Source organism: Burkholderia sp. Ac-20353, assembly GCF_017104785.1.
Classification (GTDB): Bacteria; Pseudomonadota; Gammaproteobacteria; order Burkholderiales; family Burkholderiaceae; genus Burkholderia.
Window position 1 is genome coordinate 1 of sequence record NZ_JAAGPL010000111.1, and the last position, 20,336, is coordinate 20,336.

Below are 20,336 nucleotides of genomic sequence, written 5' to 3' on the forward strand. Positions count from 1 at the left end.
CGCCTGCCGCGAGCGCGGCGGGCGGCGCGGCTGCCGCGGCGACGAGCGCGGCCGTGGCGACGAGCGCACGTACCGCACGTACTGCGCGAGGCAGGCACGGAACGGCGCAACGCAATCGCATCGCGCGGGTGGGCGGGGGAATGATGCGCATGCCGGACTCCTGTCGAGAGATTCGTTCGGGAGAAGCGTGATGCGCTTTCGTGACGCTACGGCGTCAGCATAGGCGACGCGTGCGACGCGGTAAACAGTGCGAACACTCGCGTCGGCGATTACAGCGGCTGCAACCGTTCCTCGGCTGCGTGGCCGGGCGACGCGTGTTTAGCGCGGTTGCCGGCGCGTCAGACGCGGTGCCGCAGACGGCGCTCAGTCGTCCGGCGTGCAGACGCGCAAGCGATGTCCGTCGGGATCGAGCGCGACGAAGGTCCGCCCGAACACGGCCGTCATCGGCGCCTGCTCGATCCGCACGTCGAGCGCCTTCCAGGCTGCGTAGATCCGGTCGACCTCCGCATCGCTGTCGACCATGAACGCGAGCTCGGCGCGATGTCCGGTGCCGTTCGAAACGAAATCACGTGCGGTCGTCGACCACAGGCCGACATGAAGCCCGTTGTCGAACTTGAATGCCGCATAGGTCGGGAACGCAGCGAGGGGCGCACGCCCGAACAGCTTTTCATAAAACGCGACGCTACGCGCCGGGTCGTCGACATAGAGAAGAACAAGGTTCGGCGAAGCCATACGAGATCGTCCTGAGCGGGTTGAGATGCGAACCATTCTATTGGACGACACTGCCAGAAAATGGCAGCATTGAACCATGACACGCTCCGAACGCCTTCTGTCGCTGCTGCAGGCCCTGCGACGCCACCACGGGCCGGTCAGCGGCCGCGTGCTCGCGCAGGAACTCGGCATCAGCCTGCGCACCCTTTATCGCGACATCGCGTCGTTGCAGGCCCAGGGCGCGGATATCCAGGGCGAACCGGGGATCGGCTATGTGCTGCATCCCGGGTACATGCTGCCGCCGCTGATGTTTTCGCAATCCGAACTGGAAGCGCTGACGCTCGGTTTCCGCTGGGTCGCGAAATTCGCCGACGTGCAATTGACGTCGGCGGCGTCCGATGCGCTCGCGAAGATCTCCGCGGTGCTGCCGGCCGAACTGCGCCGCGACCTGGACAGCACCACGCTGCTCGTCGGTCCGCGTACGATCGCCGATCGGGAAACCGTCGACATGGACGACATCCGTCGCGTGATCCGCACCGAGCGGAAGCTGCGCGTCACGTATGCCGACGCCCGGGGGCGACGCTCCGAGCGCACCGTCTGGCCGTTTGCGCTGGGTTACTTCGACGATGCGCGAATACTGGTGACATGGTGCGAACTCAGGAACGATTTCCGGCATTTCCGGACTGACCGCATCGTCGCGATGGAACGTCTGGACGAGCGCTATCCGCGGCGACGCGCAGCGTTGCTGAAAGCATGGCGGGAAGCGGGCGCGGACGTGCGCGTTCCGGCGTAGGAACGCGCCGCCGGCTTATGCACGAAGCGGCGCGATCTTGCGCAGCCCGATCGAGCAGGGGAAGGGCAGGATTCGCCGCGGCGCATCCCCCGGAAAACTGCCCGGTATGGAGGCGGACTTACGCGCTGATCGCCGTCCGCCCATGGGACGTCAAGCGAACGTTTCGAGCGCGAGCAGTTCGTCGATCGTCTGCCGGCGGCGGATCAGCCGCGGCTCGCCGCGATCGACCAGCACCTCCGGCGCGAGCGGCCGGCTGTTGTAGTTCGACGACATCGACGAGCCATACGCACCGGCGTCGTGCAGGAACAGCAGGTCGCCGATCTGCGGCTGCGGCAGATGCCGGTGCGTGACCACGCCGCCCGCGTCCTGCGTGAACACGTCGCCCGATTCGCACAGCGGCCCCGCGATCGCGATATCGACGCGCGGCCGGCCCTCGGGCGCGGCGCCGTCGTGCGTGTGCACCGTCACGCCGTGATAGCTGCCGTACATCGCCGGGCGCATCAGGTCGTTGAAGCCCGCGTCGATCAGCACGAAGTCGTGCTTCGGCCGGCGGTTGACCGCCTGCACCTCGGTGACGAGCGTGCCCGCCTCGGCGACGAGGAAGCGTCCCGGCTCGATCTCGATGCGTACCGCGTGGCCGAGATGCTGCTCGATCCGCTTGCGCGCGGCATCCCACTGGCGGAAGTAGTGGTCGACGTCGACGCGCGGCTCGTCTTTCCGGTACGGGATCGACAGCCCGCCGCCCGCCGAGATCGCCTCGATGTCGTGGCCGAGCGACGTGACGAGATCGACCATCGCGTCGCACACCTGCGACAGGTGGCCGTAGTCGACGCCCGAGCCGATGTGCATGTGGATGCCGACCAGCTCGAGCCCGTACTGGCGCACGATCTCGATCGCACGCGGCACGTCGTCGATCCAGATCCCGTGCTTGCTCTGCGGGCCGCCGGTGTTGGTCTTGTTGCTGTGGCCGTGGCCGAAGCCGGGATTGATGCGCAGCCACACGCGATGGCCGGGGGCCGCTGCGCCGACGCGCGCAAGCATGTCGAGCGAGCCCGCGTTCACCGTCACGCCGTGCTTCAGCACCGTCGCGAGCGTCGGACGGTCGATCAGGTCCGCGGTGAACACGACGCCTTCCGGCGCGCCAGTCGCGGGATCGCCATCGGCGCGGAAGCCCGCCGCGAGGCTGCGCTCGATTTCGCCGAGCGACACCGCGTCGACATGCACGCCTTCGTCGCGCATCAGCTTCAGGATGTGGATGTTCGAACACGCCTTCTGCGCGTAGCGGATCGTGTCGAACTGACGCAGTTGCGCGATGCGGTCGCGGATAACGTCGGCGTCGTACACCCAGAGCGGGGTGCCGTATTGCTGCGCGAGCGCCGCGAGCTGGCGGGAATCGAGGGACATGATGAGCGGATCGGGTCGAAGCAATGGATAGGCCACATGATGCGCGTGATTGGTCATCCAGTAAAATGCCGCTTTGTCGACATTCCATTCATTCGGGATATACATGGCTACGCTGACTCACCGTCATATCGAGGTGTTCCGCGCGCTGATGGTCACGGGCAGTGCGACCCGCGCGGCCGAGATGCTCTACACGTCGCAGCCGACGATCAGCCGCGAGCTTGCGCGGATGGAGCAGATCGTCGGCTTCGCGCTGTTCGAGCGCACGCACGGGCGGCTGCGGCCGACGATGGCCGCGCTCACGCTGTACGACGACGTGCGGCTCGCGTATGTGGGGCTCGAGCGCATCACGGCGACCGCCGCGCGGCTGCGCGAGTTTCGCGACGGCCAGTTGTCGGTGATCGCGCTGCCCGCGTTCTCGCATGCGATCCTGCCGGGCGCGTGCCGGCGTTTTCATGCGGCGCACGCGGGCGTCAGTGTGTCGGTCGCGACGCAGGAGTCGCCGGTGCTCGAGGAGTGGCTCACCGCGCAGCGTTACGACCTCGGGCTTACCGAGCACGACGTTGCGCCAGCCGGCACCGTGCTCACGCCGCTGTTCGAGGCGGATGAGGTGTGCGTGCTGCCGGACGGCCATCCGCTGCTCGCGAAGGACGCGCTCGATCTCGAGGATCTTGCGGATCGCCCGTTCGTCAGTTTGTCGCTGAACGATCCGTACCGGATCATGATCGACGACGCGTTCGCGCAGCTCGGCGTCGCGCCGCGCTCGGTCGTCGAGACGCCGTCGGCCGTATCGGTGTGCGCGTTCGTGCGGCAGGGGCTCGGCGCGGCAATCGTCAATCCGCTGACCGCGCTCGATTTCGCGGGGCGCGACCTGCAGATCCGGCCGCTTACGCGCTCGTTCCCGTACCGGGTCAGCGTGATCGTGCCCGAGCACCGGCCGAAGAGTTTGCTCGTCGATGCGTTCGCCGCCGCGCTGCGGGACGAGGCGAAGGCGATTCGCCGGAGGCTTGCTGCGCACCTCGGTTGAAGTGTTGCGCGGTTTGGCGCGGTGTGGGCTGGCCCTGGCGTGCCCCGATGTGACCCGGTGCGGCCAGTATGATGGCGGTATTGCCATCCTCAACGAACTCCGCCATGTCATCTTCCGCCGCGACGCATGATCAACCGACGCTGACCGGGCCGCACGTCGAACTGTTGCCGCTGCAGACGTCGCATGCACAGGCGCTGCTGGATGCCGCTGCCGACGGGCAGCTCTGGAATCTCAAGGTAACCGTCGTGCCGGGGCCCGACACGATCGACACGTATATCTCCACCGCGTTGCAGGGGCGCGCGGCGGGCACCATGATGCCGTACGTGATCGTCGAGCGTGCGACGGGGCGGATCGTCGGCAGCACGCGCTTCTGGAAGATCGATCGCAAAAACCGCAAGCTTGAGATCGGTCACACGTGGCTTAGCGCGTCGGTGCAGCGCTCGCGCGTGAATACGGAAGCGAAATGGCTGTTGCTCACCTACGCGTTCGAGACGCTGCAGTGCGTGCGCGTGCAGTTCACGACCGACGAGCTCAACGAGAAATCGCGCGACGCGATTCTGCGGCTCGGTGCGAAGCAGGAGGGGATCGTGCGCCACGAACGGATCATGCCGGACGGCCGCAAGCGCAACTCGGTGCGCTTCAGCATCATCGATGACGAGTGGCCGGATGTGAAGGACAGGCTGCTGAGTCGGCTTGCGACCTGAGGCGGGATGGCACAGGCGGGATCACTATCCTGCACGCCCGGTGCCGACGGAAAGGGGGCGCTTGATGATACTGCCTGATCTATTGTATTTTTTACGGAATGGGAATGATTCTTAATTCGAGATAGCGTTCGAAACGCATACCGTTCAGAACGCCGGGGCGTCTTATGAGACAGGGAAACGTGATCTTTGGCGAATTCTGGGCGGGTTACGTCGGCATGGCCAGGCAAAACAGTCCGCATGCCCATATCGCAACGCAGCTTGCCGTCGGCCTCGGGTGCAACGTCATCATCGAATCGCATGACGGACCATGCCAATGCAAGGGCGTGATGATTGGTCCGCGTGTCGAGCACGTCGCACGCGCCGATGGAGACAACGTCGCCTTCCTCTACATATCGCCGCACGCACCGCTCGGGCGCGCACTCCAGGCGAGGCTCGGCGAAGCGGGGATAGCCGAATTGCCGCCCGATGTGACCGACAGCATCACGTCGACGCTGTCGCGAGATGTCGGGCCGGACTCATTCGCCGCTATCGTCTCCGCATTATCAAGTCGTTGGATACCCGATGTCCCGCCTGCATTCGATTTGCGTCTGCAGCTCGCGGTCAACATGTTGCGCAATGATCAGGGCGATCTCGGCGCGATGGCGCGCGCTGCTGCGGCGGTCGGACTGTCGGAGCCGCGGTTGCGCTCGCTGGCGCTTCGCCAGCTCGGCGTACCGCTGTCGCAATGGATGATCTGGCGAAAACTCGAACGCAGCGCCCGCGCGATCGCAAACGGTGCGTCACTCGCCGACGCCGCGATCGACGGCGGCTTTTCCGATCAAGCCCATCTGGCTCGCACGATGCGCCGGATGTTCGGCATCACGGCTGGTCAGGCCATGTCGCCGTTGCGCAGTGCAAGCGATTCGTTCAAGCATCCGGCGTGCGTCGAGGGCATCATTTAAGCAGGGTGTCGTGGCTTGATGCGATGTCGGCGGGCTCGGGCGAACGGCTAGCACGACGGTAAAGTCCGAACGACGACGTTTCGGATGTGGGTGTCCGTCGTGATGACAGCGCATGACGACGCAGTATGCGGGTATCGCGTCTATTTGCTGATTGCAACGGGTGGCGGCAGGTCGCCTGAGAAATATCATTCAATTTAATCGAGGTCTGCCATTCCATGCTGATAATGATAAGTATTGCGAAATAATAGTAACGGGTGAGGGGCGGTGTTTGTCGCCCGGTGTCACACGTAGTTGATCCACATTGTATGGTACGTCCAATGAACAGGAAGCAGCGGATCACCCTGGGGTTCGCCGTGGTAGTGATTGGCGGGATCGTTGTCTACAGCGTACAGCGCTGGCGCGACGCCGGCACCTATGTGTCGACCGATAACGCCACGGTCGAAGGGGTCATCATTCCGATCCGTGCCAAGGTGGCCGGAACGGTGCAAGCGGTTCCCGTCAGCGACAACGACGCGGTCCGCGCAGGGACTGTGTTGGTGCAACTGCGCGACGGCGAATTTGCGCAGCGTGTCGAGCAGGCCGACGCCGAGTACGCTGCGCTGCTGGTGGCGGCCGGCAAGGCGGGCGGCCCCGGCCAGCTCGACAGTCAGGTCCGCGCCGCTACCGCGAACACGAACGCGGCGCGTGCGTCGATTCAGCAGTTGCAGGCCAGCCTGACCAATGCGCAGGCCGACTATGGGCGTGCCCGGCAACTGGCCGCGCAAGGGATGATGACCCGCCAGGCGCTCGATGCCGCGCGCACGCGCGCCGACACGCTCGCGCACAGTGTCGACGCTGCGCGCAGTACGTCGCAGGCGGCCTACGAAGGCGTACTGGCGCAGAAGGCCGAGCTGAAGACGCAAGGCTACCGGATCGACGCCGCGAAGGCGCGACTCGAGATCGCGCGAATCCAGTTCGCCGACAGCCGCCTGACTGCACCGCGCAATGGCGTCGTGTCTAGGAAGGACGTCCAGCCCGGGCAGTTTGTCGTCGTCGGTCAGCAGTTGATGAGCGTCACGGATCTCGACGATGTCTGGATAGTCGCGAATCTCAAGGAAACCGACGTGGGTAGGGTGAAGGTGGGTCAGACGGCGCAAATCGTCGTCGATGCGTATCCGGGCCAAGCGTTCGACGGCGTTGTGCAGAGCATCGGTTCGGCTACCGGATCGAAATTCTCGCTGCTGCCGCAGGAGAACGCGACCGGCAACTTCACCAAGGTCGTGCAGCGCATTCCGGTGAAGATCGTGCTCAAACATGGTACGAGCGAGCGCGCTACGCCGCTGCGTCCCGGCATGAGTGCGTTCGTGCGGATTCGTACCGCCGGTGACGGCGCATGATCCGTGCTTCGGGAGGGACTCGCATGCTCATGCCTTACCTCGTGGCACTGACTGTTACGCTGGCGTCGATGATGGAACTGCTCGACGTCACGATCGTCAATGTGGCGGTGCCGAATCTCATGGGCAGTTTCGGCGCGTCGGTCGACGAGATCGCCTGGGTGTCGACCGGCTACGTCGTCGCAAACGTCGTGATTCTGCCGATCAGCGGCTGGTTGTCGGCCTACTTCGGGCGCCGGCTCTACTACATGACGTCGATCGCCGTGTTCGTGCTCGCGTCGGTAGGCTGTGCCGCCTCCACCGCGTTGTGGGAGCTCGTTGCGTGCCGCGTGTTGCAGGGGCTCGCGGGCGGCGGCCTGCTCGGCATCTCGCAGGCCGCGATCTATGACGTGTTTCCGAAGGAGCGGGTGAGCACCGGGCTTGCCGTTTATGGAATCGGCGTGATGATGGGGCCGACGCTCGGCCCGACGATCGGCGGCTACCTGATCGATCATTATTCGTGGCACTGGATCTTCCTGATCAATGTTCCGATTGGTGCGGCGGCGATCCTGCTCTCCCTGGCGTTCGTTGCCGATTCGCAGAACGAGGTCAAACCGGAGCAGATCGACTATGCCGGCTTCGCATTGCTCGCGGCCGGAGTCGGGACGCTGCAGATCCTGCTGGAGCGCGGCGAGCACTGGGACTGGTTCGACTCGGTCAACGCATGGGCATGCCTGCTGATCAGCGGTGTGAGCCTCGTGCTGTTCTTCTGGTACGAGCCACGCATCCGCAATCCGGTCGTGAACACGCGGCTGTTCCTCGACCGGCAGTTCATGCTCGGCTCGATCTGCGCGTTTTGCGTCGGGTTCGGGCTTTACAGCACGCTGTTCATGGTGCCGCTGTATCTGCAGACGCTCATGCATCAGAGCCCTTATCAGAGCGGGCTGATCATCTTTCCGGGCGCGCTCGCGAGTGCGGTCAGCACACTCGTGATCGGCAAGCTGTCGCAGGAGAACAAGCTCGACGAGCGTGTCTTCATCACGATCGGCATAGGTCTCTACTGCTATGCGATGTATCTGCATTCGCAGTTCACGCTCGACAATTCCACTGAATCGTTTTTCTGGCCGCTTGTGATTCGTGGCTTCGGGCTCGGGATGATCTTCGTTCCGCTAACCAACCTGGCGCTGCGCAGGCTCGGCCCCACCCTGATCTCGGGTGCGTCCGGCGTGCTGAACCTGATGCGGCAACTCGGCGGAAGCGTCGGGATCGCGATTGCCGCGACGATGCTTGCGCGCTGGTCATGGGTCCGCTATGCGGAGCTGTCGACCCACGTGACGGAGCAGAGCATCTTGCGCAGCAGCTGGAGTGCGCTGCTTGCCGATCCACGCTTTCTGACCGTCGCATTCGAAAGCCGTACGCAGGGGATGGCCGCGCTGCCTTACCTGCAGACGCTGCGGCAGAGCCGGATGCTCGCATTCGACATGCTGTTCGCGATCTTCGGCATCGTGATGGCGTTCGGCATACCGATGACCTTGCTGATGCGCCGCCGATGAATGCGTCACCGCTCTCACGGATGATCGTCATGTTCTGTGCCTTGTTCAACGACGGCTCGCGTCGGATGTCTGTCTGCGTGCTCGTCACCGTGCTCGCGATCGGTGGGGCAGCGCGCGCGGAGGATCTGCTTGATGTGTACCGCAGTGCGCTGTCGAACGACATGAAATTTTCAAGCGCGAAAGCGCAGGTCGAAGCGACTCGCCAGAAGCTGGGGCAGGCCCGTGCGGGACTATTGCCACAGGTGTCGCTGCATGCGATGACCAGCTGGACCAACGAGCATTACGCTCCGCCGGCGATCGACAGCAGCTTCAATGCGAACGGCTACGCGGTCGTATTGACCCAGCCGCTATTCCGGATGCAGAACCTGATCCAATACGATCAGAGCAAGCTGACGATTGCGAATGCCGAGATGCGGCTCGAGTCGGCCCGTCAGGACCTGATCTTGCGTGTCACGAAGACCTACTTCGACGTGCTGCTCGCGCGCGAGGCGTTGCAAACGGCGCAGGCGCAGCAGCAGACGCTTGCGCGCCAGAAGAAGATGGTCGACGGCCATTACAAGGCGGGCACGGCGACGTTGCCGGACGTGCATGACGTGCAGGCACGTTTTGATCTCGCGAATGCGCAGGTGATCGCGGCGGCGAGTGAACTGCAACTGAGGCTCGAGGCGTTGCGGCAACTCGCTGGCGTGTTGCCAGCCGGTCTCGCCGCGCTGCGCGCGGATGCGCGGATCGATTTGCCGCAACCTGCGGCGATCGACGACTGGTCGCTTGCCGCCACGCAGGACAATCTCGACGTGCAGGCCGCGGGGATCGCCGTGCGGATGGCCGGCAAGGAGATGGACAAGCAACGGGCGGGACATCTGCCGACGCTCGACCTTGTGGTGGGGCAGGGACGTTTGTCGCAAGGCGGCGGCGTCATCTTCGACTTCCCGATTCCGTCGAACCGGATCAACCAGACCACGGTGGGCCTTCAGCTGATGATTCCGATCTTCGCGGGCGGCGGCATCAACGCACGCGCGAAGGAAGCAGCCGCGCTAAAGAGCAAGCAGGAGGACGAGTACGAGGACCTGCGGCGCAATGCGAGCTTGCGTGCGCGCCAGGCTTACTTGTCGATCCTGAGCGGGATCAACAGGATCAAGGCGCTGCAACAGGCGCTCAGGTCGAGCGAAACGACACTGAAGTCCAACCAGCTCGCGTATGAGGTTGGTACGCGCGTCACCAGTGACGTGCTCAATGCCGAGCAGCAGGTGACCAGTACGCGCCAGCAGTTGTCGCAGGCCCGGTTCGACACGCTGTTGGCCGAGCTTCAGTTGAAAGCAGCGGTGGGTCGGCTGGACGTCGGCGAACTGGAACGGATCAACGCATTGCTCGACAAGCGCCCGCAGATCCGGTGACGTTGTACTTTCCCCATGCAGAAAGCGCCGCCGGGAGAGGGACCGGCGGCGGCACAGCGGGAAGAAGACAGCGGGAAGAAAGCAGCCGCGCTACGCGCGGCATGCCGGGCGCGTTACTGCGCCGATTACTGCGCCGATGCGAGGTGATGACGCTGCGCGAGCTTCTGCGCTTCCGCGTAATGCGCCTGCAGGATCGGCAGCGACTGGCGTGCGACTTCCTTCAGCTTCGTGTCGCGGCCCGACGCGATCTCGGCCTGGAACACCGAGATCGCCTTCTGCTCGCCGCTCAGCGCGACCTGCTCGAGGTATGCCTTGTCGAATTCGGCGCCGCGCAGGTTCTTGATGCTGTCGAGCGCGGCGGTGTCCGGATCGTTGTGCGGCACGTCGACACCGCGCGGGCTTGCGGCGCGCATCGCCTGGATGATCTTCTCGTCGTCGGTGACGATGCGTTGCGCGAACGCCTTGACCTGGCTGTCCGACGTGCGCGAATCGGCAATTCTTGCCGCGTCGTGCTGCGTCGACACGACTTTCGTACCGTCAGTGATGAATGCCTGGTCAGCCTCGTGGATACGCGTTTCGCCGGCCGCCGGCTTGGCCGGCTGGGTCGGTTGCGCGCTCTGCGCATTGGCGGTCACCGCGACCAGCAGAAGGCCGGCGGCAGACAGGGCAAGACGGGAAGCAGTGGAAAAACGGCTCATGGAACCTCCTTTCGATCGGGTTCGTTGAGGAACGGATAGGATCATCCGTGGCTGTGCGAGAGGCCGGGCGCAAGCCCGGGCCGGTCCGGTTGCCGTTCTGCCGCGGCGGCAACCGCAGGGGGAACCGGCCCGACCGATTCTAGGAGAGGGGGTGGCGAGCAGGTGATACGACGCTGTCGCTTGTGTAACGTTTGGTAAGACGATTCGACGCGCGATGGCGAATGTCATCGTTTGTGCTGCAGGGGGATGCGCGTGCCGCGCGTCACACGATGTCGAGCAACGCGTCGATGCGCGTCAGCAGCGGCGTCGCGCAATGCATCTGCAACGTGCCGGGCGCGGTGTAGCCCCACGCGACGCCCTGGAAGGCGACGTTCGCGCGGCGCGCGGCATCCGCATCGCGGATCTCGTCGCCGACGTACAGCATCTCGCCGCTGCGCAGGCCTGCTTCGCGTGCGAGCGCGCGCAGCCGCCGCGACTTGCCGAACAGCGAAATCCCGCATGCGAAGTGGGCGACGTGATCGCATGCCGGTGCGCCGAGCCGGTCGCGCACGACCGCTTCGGTGTTCGACGTCGCGATCGCGATTTTCACGCCGCGCGCCGCGAGCGCGCCGAAGGTGTCGGCGACGCCCGGAAACAGCGATACGTCGGCAATGCGCCGCTGCATCAGGCGGCGCATGTCGATCGTCACTTGCGGTACCTTCCATGGCGCCACTTCGAGCGCGCGAATGATGTCGCGCGCGGACAGGCCGCGCAGCGTCGCGATCAGCGCGTCGTCGACGTCGCGGAATCCGTGCAGGCGCGACGCTTCCGACAACGCTGCAACGAAGCAGTCGAAGGAGTCGGCGAGCGTGCCGTCGAAGTCGAACGCGATCAGTCGGTAGGTCATGAGAAGCGGGGTGAGCGTGGCCGCGATTGTAATCGGTTCGTCGACGTGCATTTGCAGCGCGAGCGCGCAGGCCCCAGAATAGCCGCACCAATCAGCACCAATCAGCACAATCGGCAATCAGACCAGCATACGGGCAGCGCGTGGGCATTAATTTCGATCTCACCGACTTGCAGGCCTTCCGGGCGGTGGTTCAGCTCGGCAGCTTTCGCAAGGCGGCGGACGCAATCAACATTTCGCAGCCGGCGTTGAGCCGGCGCATCGAGAAGCTCGAGGCAGCGCTGGGCGTGCGGCTGTTCGAGCGGACGACGCGCAGCGTCACGCTGACGACGGTCGGACGCGTATTCGCGCCGAGCGCCGAGCAGGTGCTCGACGATCTCGACGCCGCGCTGCTCGGCATCCGCGACGTGTCGTCGAGCCGGCTCGGCCACGTGACGATCGCGTGCGTGCCGTCGGTCGCGTATTACTTCCTGCCGAACACGATCGCGCGTTTCCGCACCCGCTACCCAAGGATCCGTATCAAGCTGATCGACGCGAGCGCGAACGAGGTGCTCGACACGGTGATGAGCGGCGAGGCCGACTTCGGGGTCGGCTTCATGGGAAGCCAGGAAGCGGACGTCGAATTCACGACGCTGCTCGAGGAGCGCTTCGTCGTTGCATGCCGGCGCGATCATCCGCTCGCCGCGAAGAAGCGCGTGACCTGGCGCGAGCTATACGAGTACGACTATGTGTCGGTCGACAAGACCTCCGGCAACCGGCTGCTGCTCGACCAGGCGCTCGCGGGCATCGCGCCGCGTGCGCCGAGCGTCTGCGAGACGCGACACGTAACGACGATGCTCGGGCTTGTCGAGGCGGGCCTTGGCGTCGCGGCGGTGCCGTCGATGGCGATGCCGCTGTCGACGCATCCGATCCTGACGAGCGTGCCGCTCGTCGATCCGGTCGTCACGCGGCGCGTTGGCATCGTGCGGCGGCGCGGCCGCACGCTGACGCCGGCCGCGCAGGAATTTCTCCAGCATGTGGTCGATGACCACAAGCCGGCCGCGCGGCGCAAGCGTGCGGCAGGAGATCGCGCGTGAGCTTGCCGCGGCCGCTGCGTCCGCTCAGGCTGCTGTACGTGCAGGTGCTGATCGGGATGGCGCTCGGTGTCGCGGTCGGGCATGTGTTCCCGCACGTGGGCATCGCGCTCAAGCCGCTCGGCGACGCGTTCGTCGCGCTCGTGCGGATGATGGTCGCGCCGATCGTGTTCTGCACGATCGTGACGGGCATCAATGCGGTCGGCGACGGCGCACGCATCGGCCGCACGATCGTCAAGGCGCTCGCGCTGTTCTACGCGCTGACTGCGGCCGCGCTCGCCGTGGGGCTCGCGATCGCGTGGGCCGCGCGGCCGGGTGACGGCCTGCATGTCGCGGCACGTCATCTCGATGCGTCGGCACTTGCGTCGTTCACGGTACGCGCGCCGGCGACGGGCGTCGCGTCGTTCCTGCTGCAGGTCATCCCCGATACGCTCGTCGGCGCGTTCGCCACCGGCGACGTGCTGCCGGTGTTGCTGGTCGGGCTGCTGTTCGGCTTCGCGCTCGCTGCGACCGAAGGGCGCGACGGCATCGTGCATGCGGTCGTCGAGGGTGTCGCGCGTGTGCTGTTCCGCGTCCTCGCGCTCGTGATGCGGCTCGCGCCGCTCGGCGCGTTCGGCGCGATCGCGTTCGCGGTCGGGCGCTTCGGTGTCGATTCGCTCGGCTCGCTCGGCAAGCTGATCGTCGCGATGTATCTCGCGTGTGCGCTATTCGTGATGCTCGTGCTCGCGCCACTCGCGCGCCTGCATGGTTTCTCGCTTTGGCGGCTGTTGCGCTATCTGCGGGAGGAATTGCTGATCGTGCTCGCGACGTCGTCGACGGAGCCGGTGCTGCCGCGTTTGCTCGTGAAGCTCGAGGTGCTCGGCTGCGACAAGGGCGTGGTCGGCATCGTGCTGCCCGCCGGGTATTCGTTCAATCTCGACGGCACCGCGATCTACCTGACGCTCGCCGCGCTGTTCATCGCACAGGCGTGCGACGTGCCGCTGTCCGCAGCGCAGGTCGCGACGCTGCTCGCGGTGATGCTGATCACGTCGAAGGGCGCGGCGGGCGTGTCGGGCAGCGGGCTCGTCGCGCTGATCGCGACGCTGACGGTGGTGCCCGACCTGCCGGTCGCGGGCGTCGCGTTGCTGGTCGGCATCGACCGCTTCATGTCGGAGGCGCGTGCATTGACGAGCGTGATCAGCAATGCGTGCGCGGTGGTCGTCGTGTCGATCTGGCAGCGGGGCTGCGATCGCGCGCGGCTGCGTGAAGCGCTCGACGCAGCACAGCCGCCTGCGCAGCTTGCCGCATCCTGCCCGCCGCGGCGCACCGGACGTCCGTGATTAGCGCGATCGCACGTCGCAATGAAGCCCGGCGCAATACCGGGTGCAATTCCGGGCGCGTGCGCAGCGCCGGCGTCGTCAGCGCGTCGTCACCGAATCGAGCCCGGTCGCCCGTACGACCGGCTGCGCTTGCGGTGACGCGAGATAGTCGAGCAGCTTCTTCGCGTCATCCGCATGTGCGGCGCCGACCGGGATGCCGCCCGCGAAGCGCGTGACCGACTGCACCGATTCGGGCACCTTGCCGACGTACGCGGCGCCCTGCACGGGCAGCAGTTCGCTGACCTGCTGGAAGCCGATCTCGTAGTCGCCGTTCGCGACGACCGATGCGACCGGAATCTTCGGCACCATCGATGCCTTCGGGCGAACCTGCGTATCGATACCGAGCTTCCTGAACATTTCCTTCTCGATGTAGACGCCGCTCGCGCTGTCCGAGTATGCGACCGATTTCGCGCGCAGCAGCACGTCCTTCAGCCCGTCGACGGTGTCGATGTCCGGCTTCGGCGCGCCCGCGCGCACGACCATGCCGATTCGCGAATCGGCGAGTTCGACGCGCGACGCCGGAATCACCTTGCCTTCCTGGATCAACTGGTCGAGCGCGTAGCCGACCATGATCAGCACGTCGGCCTGCTCGCCGCGCGCGAGGCGGTTCGGAATCGCCTCCTTCGACTGGCCCATCGACGGGCCGCGAATCGTGTCGAGCGTGTCGCCGGTCGCGGCGGTGAAGCCGGGGCCGAGCTGCTGGTAGGCGGCCGTGAAGCCGCCTGAAATCATCACGTGCAGTTCGGCGGCGCGGGCGTGGAGCGCGACGGACGCGAGCGCGGCGGCGGCGAGCCAGATTGCCGCGCGGCGCGAGAGCGATCGGGTGTTCATCGTTCGGGATCCTGAAGTCGGGAGAAAGCGCGGCGCACTGGCGCCGCGCGCGAGTGAGCCGCCGGGCCGATCACGCGGCGCGCAGCGCGTCACGGCGGCGGCTGTACAGCAGGACCGTCGCGCCGAACGCGCACGCGGCGGCGAAGCTCATCCAGAAACCGGGCGCGGCCTTGTCGCCGGTCGAGTGGATCAGCGCGGTCGAGATCGCGGGCGTGAAGCCGCCGAACACCGCGGTCGCGAGGCTGTAGGCGAGCGAGAAGCCGGCGACGCGCACGTCGGCGGGCATCACCTCGGTCAGTGCTGCGACCATTGCGCCGTTGTAGATGCCATACATGAACGACAGCCACAGCAGCACCATCAGCATGTTGACGAAGCTCGGCGCGTGCGCGAGCAGCGACAGCGCAGGGTATGCGGTCAGCACGTTCAGCGCGGTCATCGCGAGCAGCACCGGGCGGCGGCCGAAGCGGTCCGACAGCGTGCCGCCGATCGGCAGCCAGACGAAGTTCGATACGGCGACGCACAGCGTCACGAGCAGGCTGTCCGCGGTGCTCAGGTGCAGCACGGTCTTGCCGAAGGTCGGCGCGTAGACGGTGATCAGGTAGAAGCTCGTCGTCGTCATCGCGACGAGCAGCATGCCGCCGAGCACGACGACCCAGTTGCGCGCGAGCGTCACGAACACCTCGCGCATCGCCGGGCGATGGCGGCGCTGCGCATATTCTTCGGTTTCCTGCAGATTGCGACGAAGCATGAAGATCGCCGGCACGATCAGGCAGCCGACGAGGAACGGCACGCGCCAGCCCCATGCGGCGATCTGCGCGGCAGAGAGCCACTGGTTCAGCGCGAAGCCGAGCGCGGCCGCGACGACGATCGACACCTGCTGGCTCGCCGACTGCCAGCTCGTGTAGAAGCCTTTGCGGCCGGGCGTCGCCATTTCCGCGAGATAGACGGATACGCCACCCAGCTCCGCGCCGGCGGAGAAGCCCTGCAGCAGGCGGCCGGCGAGCACGGCGGCCGGCGCGAGCAGGCCGATCGATGCGTAACCGGGCACGAACGCGATCAGGATCGTGCCGCTTGCCATGATCGACAGCGTGACGATCAGCCCCTTGCGGCGGCCGACCTCGTCGATGTACGCGCCTAGCACGATCGCGCCGAGCGGGCGCATCAGGAAGCCCGCGCCGAATACCGCGAAGGTCATCATCAGCGACGCGAACTCGCTGCTCGACGGAAAGAACACCGATGCGATCTGCGTCGCATAGAAACCGAACAGGAAGAAGTCGAACTGCTCGAGGAAGTTGCCGGCAGTGACGCGGAATACGGCCGCGGCCCTGGACGGGGCGGGGGTGGCCACGGGATGTGACATCGGGTTGTCTCCGGATATTTCATTGGACGGCGTCCGGGCTGCGCCGGGACGAAGTGCACATGGTCATCCGGATCGGCAGCCGCGTGAAGTGCATTTTTTCGAAGGATTGATGCGTGAGTGCTATCAATCGGCCGAGGCGGCCTGAAGAGGATGTGCCGGAATAAAGCGGCCTGCCCGTTCGTTTAGGCCATCAGTGAAACGCGTGATGCCCCGGGGGTGTGTGAAATGAAACGCATCGTGCTACGGCTCCTTCCGGCAATCCTGTTGGCCGGTGCAGGGTGTGACGACCTGGAGCGGTCGCGGGCGATCGACGATTCGACCGTCGCTGGAAGAACCATTGCGCGGCAAGTGTGTTCGAGCTGTCACAGCGTGAACGGCGTGTCGGTGTCCCCGATGTTTCCCAAACTGGCCGCGCAGCCGAGGGAATATTTGATCGCCCAACTGACGGACTTCAGGAATCATCGCCGCTCCGACCCGAATGCACGGAAATTCATGTGGGGGTTCACGCATTTGAGCGACACACAGATCGGGCAGATTGCCGCGTACTTCTCCAGCCAGCCTCCTGCGCCCGGCAAATCCGGCGATCCGCCGCTTGCCAACACGGGCCGCGTGATTTTTGCGTCAGGCTTGCCGAACAAGGGCGTGGTTGCATGCAGCAGTTGTCATGGCCTGCATGGCGAGGGCGCGGGTGAAGTACCGCGACTCGCAGGTCAACACGCCGATTACATCGTGAAGCAACTATCGGTTTTTCGACATGACGGGCAGAGGCCGCGCGGCGAACCGATGAAGGCTGTCTCGGACAACTTGTCGGAGCAGGAAACGCGAGCGGTAGCCGCTTACCTGGAGGCGCTTACGACGGGCGCCGCTGCGGTCAGCGAGCAAAGCCGCGAGTGAAGCGACCGTGACGGACGGAATAAACCCGACCGCCTGTCCGTTTACTAGCGGTTCGTTCGCGTTCGGAGCGCCACCATGAAACGGGTCCATGCGTCGTTTGCCGCTGTGACGGCGGCTGTCATATTGGCGAGCGTCGTCGCGTGCGGCGGCGGCGGTTCCTCCCATATCAGGCAGTACCAGGTCAGCGCGCTGGTCTCTGACGGCGCGCTTCCGGCGGCTCACGTCGATGCCAACCTGAAGAATCCGTGGGGCATTGCCTTCAATCCCAAGGGCTTCGCCTGGGTCGCGGATAACGGCACGCAGCGCGCGACGCTCTACGATGGCAATGGCGTGCCGCAGTCGCTGGTCGTGACGATCCCGCCTGGCACGCACGGCGCCGCCGATCCGACCGGCATCGTGTTCAACGGCACGACCGACTTCATGGTGACCCAGGGCGCCAAATCGGGGCCTGCGGCCTTCATCTTCGCTGGCGAGGGCGGGACCCTCGCCGCATGGTCGCCGGCGGTCAACCCGACGTCGGCCGTCACGGTGTTCGATAGCGGCGGCGCCGCCGTCTACAAGGGGCTCGCGATGGCCAGCAACAATGGCGCAAACTTCCTGTACGCGACGGACTTCCACAACAACCGGATCGACGTGTTCGACCGGACCTTCGCCAGGGTCACGCCGGCCGGCGCGTTCCAGGATCCTTCGTTGCCGGCGGGGTTTGCGCCGTTCGGCATCCAGGCGATCGGCTCGAAACTGTTCGTCAGTTATGCGAAGCAGGATACGGCGGCGCGCGATGACGTGGCCGGCGCGGGGTTCGGCGTGATCGACGTGTTCAGTCCGTCGGGACAATTCCTGCAGCGCTTCGCCACGGGCGGGCCGTTGAATGCGCCGTGGGGCATGGCCTTGGCGCCCGCGGACTTCGGCCGCTTCGGCAACGCCATGTTGATCGGCAACTTCGGTGACGGCATGATCCACGCGTTCGATGCGACTTCCGGGATCATGCTCGGGACCCTCGAGCAACGCGATGGCAGCGCGATCGTCGAGCCGGGACTGCAGGGCATGGCATTCGGCAATGGCCTCGACAGTCAACCGGTCAACACGCTGTTCTTCGCCGCGGGACCCAACGGCAAAGCCGACGGCCTCTATGGCCGCATCGACGTCGGTCCGTGATCGCCGGCGCCTGGCGTGACGGCGTTCGAGCGCAGCGCGGGCACGCGCGGCGGGAGATATACTGGCTGACACCCAACGCGGTTTCCGGAAAGCCCGATGTCCAGCCATCCCGCCACGCTTCTGAAGTCGATCGATGCCGACAAGGCGACGCTCGATGCCGCGCGCCCGCTGTCGCGGGAAGCGCTCTCGTTATTGCGCGAGAGACTGGTGCGTGAATGGACCGGTCACGCGAGCGCAAGCGCGATCGAGCGCGACACCCCGACGCCGCGCGAGACCCGGGTCGTGCTGAATTGCATCACGGTCGATGGCAAGACCCTGCGCGAGCATGTCGACGCGACGCATCATCGCGACGCAATCCGCTATGCCGAAGACATCGTATCGAAGCGCGAGGCGCTGTCCGAGCGGCAGATCCGCAACCTTCACCGGCTGGTGCTGAACACGATCGGCGACGGCGACGTGCGGCGCTACCGCCACGAGAACGTCGCGATCGCGGGTGCGAGCGCGATGCCGCCTGGCTTCCTGGACCTGCCCGCCGCAATGGCGGCGCTGATCGGCTGGTACCGCGAGGCCGGCGCGATGCCCCCGATCGCGCGTGCGGCCGAACTGCATGCGCGGCTGCTGAAGATCCATCCGTTCGTCGACGGCAACGGCCGGACCGCACGCCTGCTGCTCGCTTTCGAACTGATGAAGGACGGCTATCCGCCTGCGATCATTCGCGACGAAGACCGGCCTGCCTACTACGACGCGCTGGACCGCGCATGCGCCGGCGGCGAGTTCGGCGACATCACGCGCGTGGTCGCGGAATCGGTGCTGCGCTCGCTGCACGCGTATCTCGACGCGCTCGGGTTGCGCGATGCCACAGGGCCCGCGAGCGCGCGTTCCGGTGCCGAGGTCGCCGGTCCGGCCGGGAAGCGCGTCGCCGTTCATTTTTCCAACCACCCCGACGGAGTACCCACGTGTCCGCTGCCACCCCCGCCACGCTGAGATTTTCGACCGACAAGCACGAACTCGACGTCGACGCGATCTATGACTTCCTGCATCGCGAAGCGTACTGGTCGATCGGCATTCCGCGCGACGTGTTCGACCGCTCGATCGACGGGTCGTTGTGCTTCGGCGCATACGTCGGCGCGCGGCAGGTCGGGTTCGCGCGGCTCGTCACCGATCACGCGACCTTCGCGTACCTGTGCGACGTGTTCGTGCTGCCTGCTGAACGCGGCAACGGCTACGGCCGCGCACTGATCGACCACGTGTTTGCGCAGGACATGGTGCAGGGGCTGCGCCGCATCATGCTCGTGACGTCCGACGCGCACGCGCTGTACCGGCCGGTCGGCTTCGAGCCGCTGTCGTATCCGGAGCGGGTGATGGAAGTGCGGCGGCCGGACATCTACACGGCGCGCTGACCGGCCGCGCGCATACAATACGCGCTTTCTGCCACGCTGAAGGAAGCGCACCATGACCGAACAGGAAGCCGAACAACTCGCGACCCACCGCCATTACAAGGGCGGCCTGTACCGCTGGATCGGCGTCGCACGCCATTCCGAAACGGAAGAATCGCTCGTCGTGTACGAGCATCTGTGGCCGCATGCGCGCGGGCTGTGGGTGCGGCCGGAAGCGATGTTCAACGAAACCCTCGAAGACGGCACGCCGCGCTTTCGCAAGCTGCGCGACTGAGCGGCTGCCAGTCCCAACCGGGTTTTTTCGTTGCGGGAACGAGCGGTATGAGCACGAACTGGCGCTAGCCGCCAGCGCCGCCCGGCTTGCCGCCAGTGGACGTGCTCGGCCGCATCGCCAGCGCGAAGAAGCGGCGGATCTCGTCCATCAATTCCGCGCGCGCCGACGCAAAGTCGAACGCACGCCGGTTTTCCCGCGCGTAGCGCTGGCGCCAGTCGTCCGCCGCGTGCCGCGCTTCACGGGCGCGCAGCGTATCCAGTTCCGGCGTGCGCAGCGCATGATCGGCGATCAGCGTCACGCCTTCGCGGCTGACTTCGAGCACGCCGCCCGCGACCAGGATGCGGCGATGCTCGCCGCTCGGCGCATCGACGAGCGTCACGACACCGGGCCGGATGCGCGTGAGCAGCGGCGCATGCCGCGGATAGATCCCGAGTTCGCCGCTTTCGCCGGGCACGCTGACGAAGTGCGCGTCGCCGGAATACAGCACCTGCTCGATGCTGAGAATCGCGAGTTTCATCGACGTGTCCATCTACGCCT

The 20,336-nt window shown here is 65.8% G+C and carries 21 protein-coding genes; 14 read left to right on the forward strand and 7 right to left on the reverse strand.

Annotated elements, in window-relative coordinates; all coding sequences use genetic code 11:
- Positions 1-363: 363 nt before the first annotated feature.
- Entirely contained in the window at positions 364-732 is a 369-nt protein-coding gene (locus G3N94_RS26290; RefSeq protein WP_205795457.1) for a VOC family protein, read from the reverse strand.
- A 76-nt stretch (positions 733-808) separates the two neighbouring features.
- Here G3N94_RS26290 and G3N94_RS26295 point away from each other — a divergent pair, with 76 nt between their 5' ends.
- Positions 809-1,504 (forward strand): YafY family protein, encoded by a 696-nt coding sequence (locus G3N94_RS26295; protein WP_205795458.1) that lies wholly within the window; start codon positions 809-811, stop codon positions 1,502-1,504.
- A 150-nt stretch (positions 1,505-1,654) separates the two neighbouring features.
- On the opposite strand, the gene lysA is transcribed toward G3N94_RS26295, so the two are convergent.
- A complete protein-coding gene (lysA, locus tag G3N94_RS26300) occupies positions 1,655-2,908 on the reverse strand; it encodes a diaminopimelate decarboxylase (protein WP_205795459.1) in 1,254 nt (417 codons plus the stop codon).
- Positions 2,909-3,011: 103 nt separating this feature from the next.
- Here lysA and G3N94_RS26305 point away from each other — a divergent pair, with 103 nt between their 5' ends.
- From G3N94_RS26305 to G3N94_RS26330, 6 genes are all read left to right on the forward strand, one after another.
- Positions 3,012-3,932: a LysR family transcriptional regulator gene (locus G3N94_RS26305; RefSeq protein ID WP_205795460.1), complete on the forward strand. Its 921-nt coding sequence runs from the start codon at positions 3,012-3,014 to the stop codon at positions 3,930-3,932.
- Positions 3,933-4,036: 104 nt separating this feature from the next.
- Positions 4,037-4,636, forward strand: coding sequence for a GNAT family protein (locus tag G3N94_RS26310; RefSeq protein ID WP_205795461.1), 600 nt, complete (start codon positions 4,037-4,039; stop codon positions 4,634-4,636).
- Between the two features lie 179 nt (positions 4,637-4,815).
- On the forward strand, positions 4,816-5,577 hold the full coding sequence (locus tag G3N94_RS43275; protein ID WP_205795462.1) for an AraC family transcriptional regulator: 762 nt from the start codon (positions 4,816-4,818) through the stop codon (positions 5,575-5,577).
- A 254-nt stretch (positions 5,578-5,831) separates the two neighbouring features.
- Positions 5,832-6,953, forward strand: a complete 1,122-nt coding sequence (locus G3N94_RS26320; RefSeq protein WP_205795463.1) for an HlyD family secretion protein — start codon at positions 5,832-5,834, stop codon at positions 6,951-6,953.
- Positions 6,954-6,976: 23 nt separating this feature from the next.
- Positions 6,977-8,482, forward strand: coding sequence for a DHA2 family efflux MFS transporter permease subunit (locus tag G3N94_RS26325; RefSeq protein WP_205795464.1), 1,506 nt, complete (start codon positions 6,977-6,979; stop codon positions 8,480-8,482).
- A gap of 29 nt (positions 8,483-8,511) precedes the next feature.
- Positions 8,512-9,876, forward strand: a complete 1,365-nt coding sequence (locus G3N94_RS26330) for a TolC family outer membrane protein (RefSeq protein WP_205795465.1) — start codon at positions 8,512-8,514, stop codon at positions 9,874-9,876.
- A gap of 125 nt (positions 9,877-10,001) precedes the next feature.
- Here the strand turns inward: G3N94_RS26330 and G3N94_RS26335 are convergent, their stop codons facing one another.
- Positions 10,002-10,574 (reverse strand): DUF4142 domain-containing protein, encoded by a 573-nt coding sequence (locus tag G3N94_RS26335; RefSeq protein ID WP_205795466.1) that lies wholly within the window; start codon positions 10,572-10,574, stop codon positions 10,002-10,004.
- A gap of 262 nt (positions 10,575-10,836) precedes the next feature.
- Positions 10,837-11,460 carry an HAD hydrolase-like protein gene (locus G3N94_RS26340; protein ID WP_205795467.1) on the reverse strand — a complete coding sequence of 208 codons (624 nt, stop codon included), beginning with the start codon at positions 11,458-11,460 and terminating at the stop codon, positions 10,837-10,839.
- Positions 11,461-11,600: 140 nt separating this feature from the next.
- Between G3N94_RS26340 and G3N94_RS26345 the strand changes: the two genes are divergently transcribed.
- Together G3N94_RS26345 and dctA are read left to right on the forward strand one after the other, a co-directional pair.
- Positions 11,601-12,533, forward strand: a complete 933-nt coding sequence (locus tag G3N94_RS26345; protein WP_205795468.1) for a LysR family transcriptional regulator — start codon at positions 11,601-11,603, stop codon at positions 12,531-12,533.
- On the forward strand, positions 12,530-13,849 hold the full coding sequence (gene dctA / locus G3N94_RS26350) for a C4-dicarboxylate transporter DctA (RefSeq protein WP_205795469.1): 1,320 nt from the start codon (positions 12,530-12,532) through the stop codon (positions 13,847-13,849). The genes G3N94_RS26345 and dctA overlap by 4 nt, the downstream gene beginning before the upstream one ends.
- A gap of 78 nt (positions 13,850-13,927) precedes the next feature.
- Here the strand turns inward: dctA and G3N94_RS26355 are convergent, their stop codons facing one another.
- Both G3N94_RS26355 and G3N94_RS26360 read right to left on the reverse strand, forming a co-directional pair.
- Positions 13,928-14,719 (reverse strand): substrate-binding domain-containing protein, encoded by a 792-nt coding sequence (locus G3N94_RS26355; protein WP_205795470.1) that lies wholly within the window; start codon positions 14,717-14,719, stop codon positions 13,928-13,930.
- Positions 14,720-14,789: 70 nt separating this feature from the next.
- On the reverse strand, positions 14,790-16,079 hold the full coding sequence (locus tag G3N94_RS26360) for an MFS transporter (protein WP_205795471.1): 1,290 nt from the start codon (positions 16,077-16,079) through the stop codon (positions 14,790-14,792).
- Between the two features lie 225 nt (positions 16,080-16,304).
- Between G3N94_RS26360 and G3N94_RS26365 the strand changes: the two genes are divergently transcribed.
- The 5 genes from G3N94_RS26365 to G3N94_RS26385 all read left to right on the forward strand — a co-directional run bounded on the left by G3N94_RS26365 (position 16,305) and on the right by G3N94_RS26385 (position 19,799).
- Positions 16,305-16,973, forward strand: coding sequence for a c-type cytochrome (locus tag G3N94_RS26365; protein WP_205795472.1), 669 nt, complete (start codon positions 16,305-16,307; stop codon positions 16,971-16,973).
- A 75-nt stretch (positions 16,974-17,048) separates the two neighbouring features.
- On the forward strand, positions 17,049-18,128 hold the full coding sequence (locus G3N94_RS26370) for a TIGR03118 family protein (RefSeq protein ID WP_205795473.1): 1,080 nt from the start codon (positions 17,049-17,051) through the stop codon (positions 18,126-18,128).
- Positions 18,129-18,224: 96 nt separating this feature from the next.
- On the forward strand, positions 18,225-19,112 hold the full coding sequence (locus tag G3N94_RS26375) for a Fic family protein (RefSeq protein ID WP_205795474.1): 888 nt from the start codon (positions 18,225-18,227) through the stop codon (positions 19,110-19,112).
- On the forward strand, positions 19,085-19,528 hold the full coding sequence (locus G3N94_RS26380; RefSeq protein ID WP_205795475.1) for a GNAT family N-acetyltransferase: 444 nt from the start codon (positions 19,085-19,087) through the stop codon (positions 19,526-19,528). Before G3N94_RS26375 ends, G3N94_RS26380 begins: the two co-directional genes overlap by 28 nt.
- Before the next feature lie 52 nt (positions 19,529-19,580).
- Positions 19,581-19,799, forward strand: a complete 219-nt coding sequence (locus G3N94_RS26385) for a DUF1653 domain-containing protein (RefSeq protein ID WP_205795476.1) — start codon at positions 19,581-19,583, stop codon at positions 19,797-19,799.
- Positions 19,800-19,863: 64 nt separating this feature from the next.
- On the opposite strand, the gene atpC is transcribed toward G3N94_RS26385, so the two are convergent.
- A complete protein-coding gene (gene atpC / locus G3N94_RS26390; protein WP_205795477.1) occupies positions 19,864-20,328 on the reverse strand; it encodes an ATP synthase F1 subunit epsilon in 465 nt (154 codons plus the stop codon).
- Between the last annotated feature and the right edge of the window lie 8 nt (positions 20,329-20,336).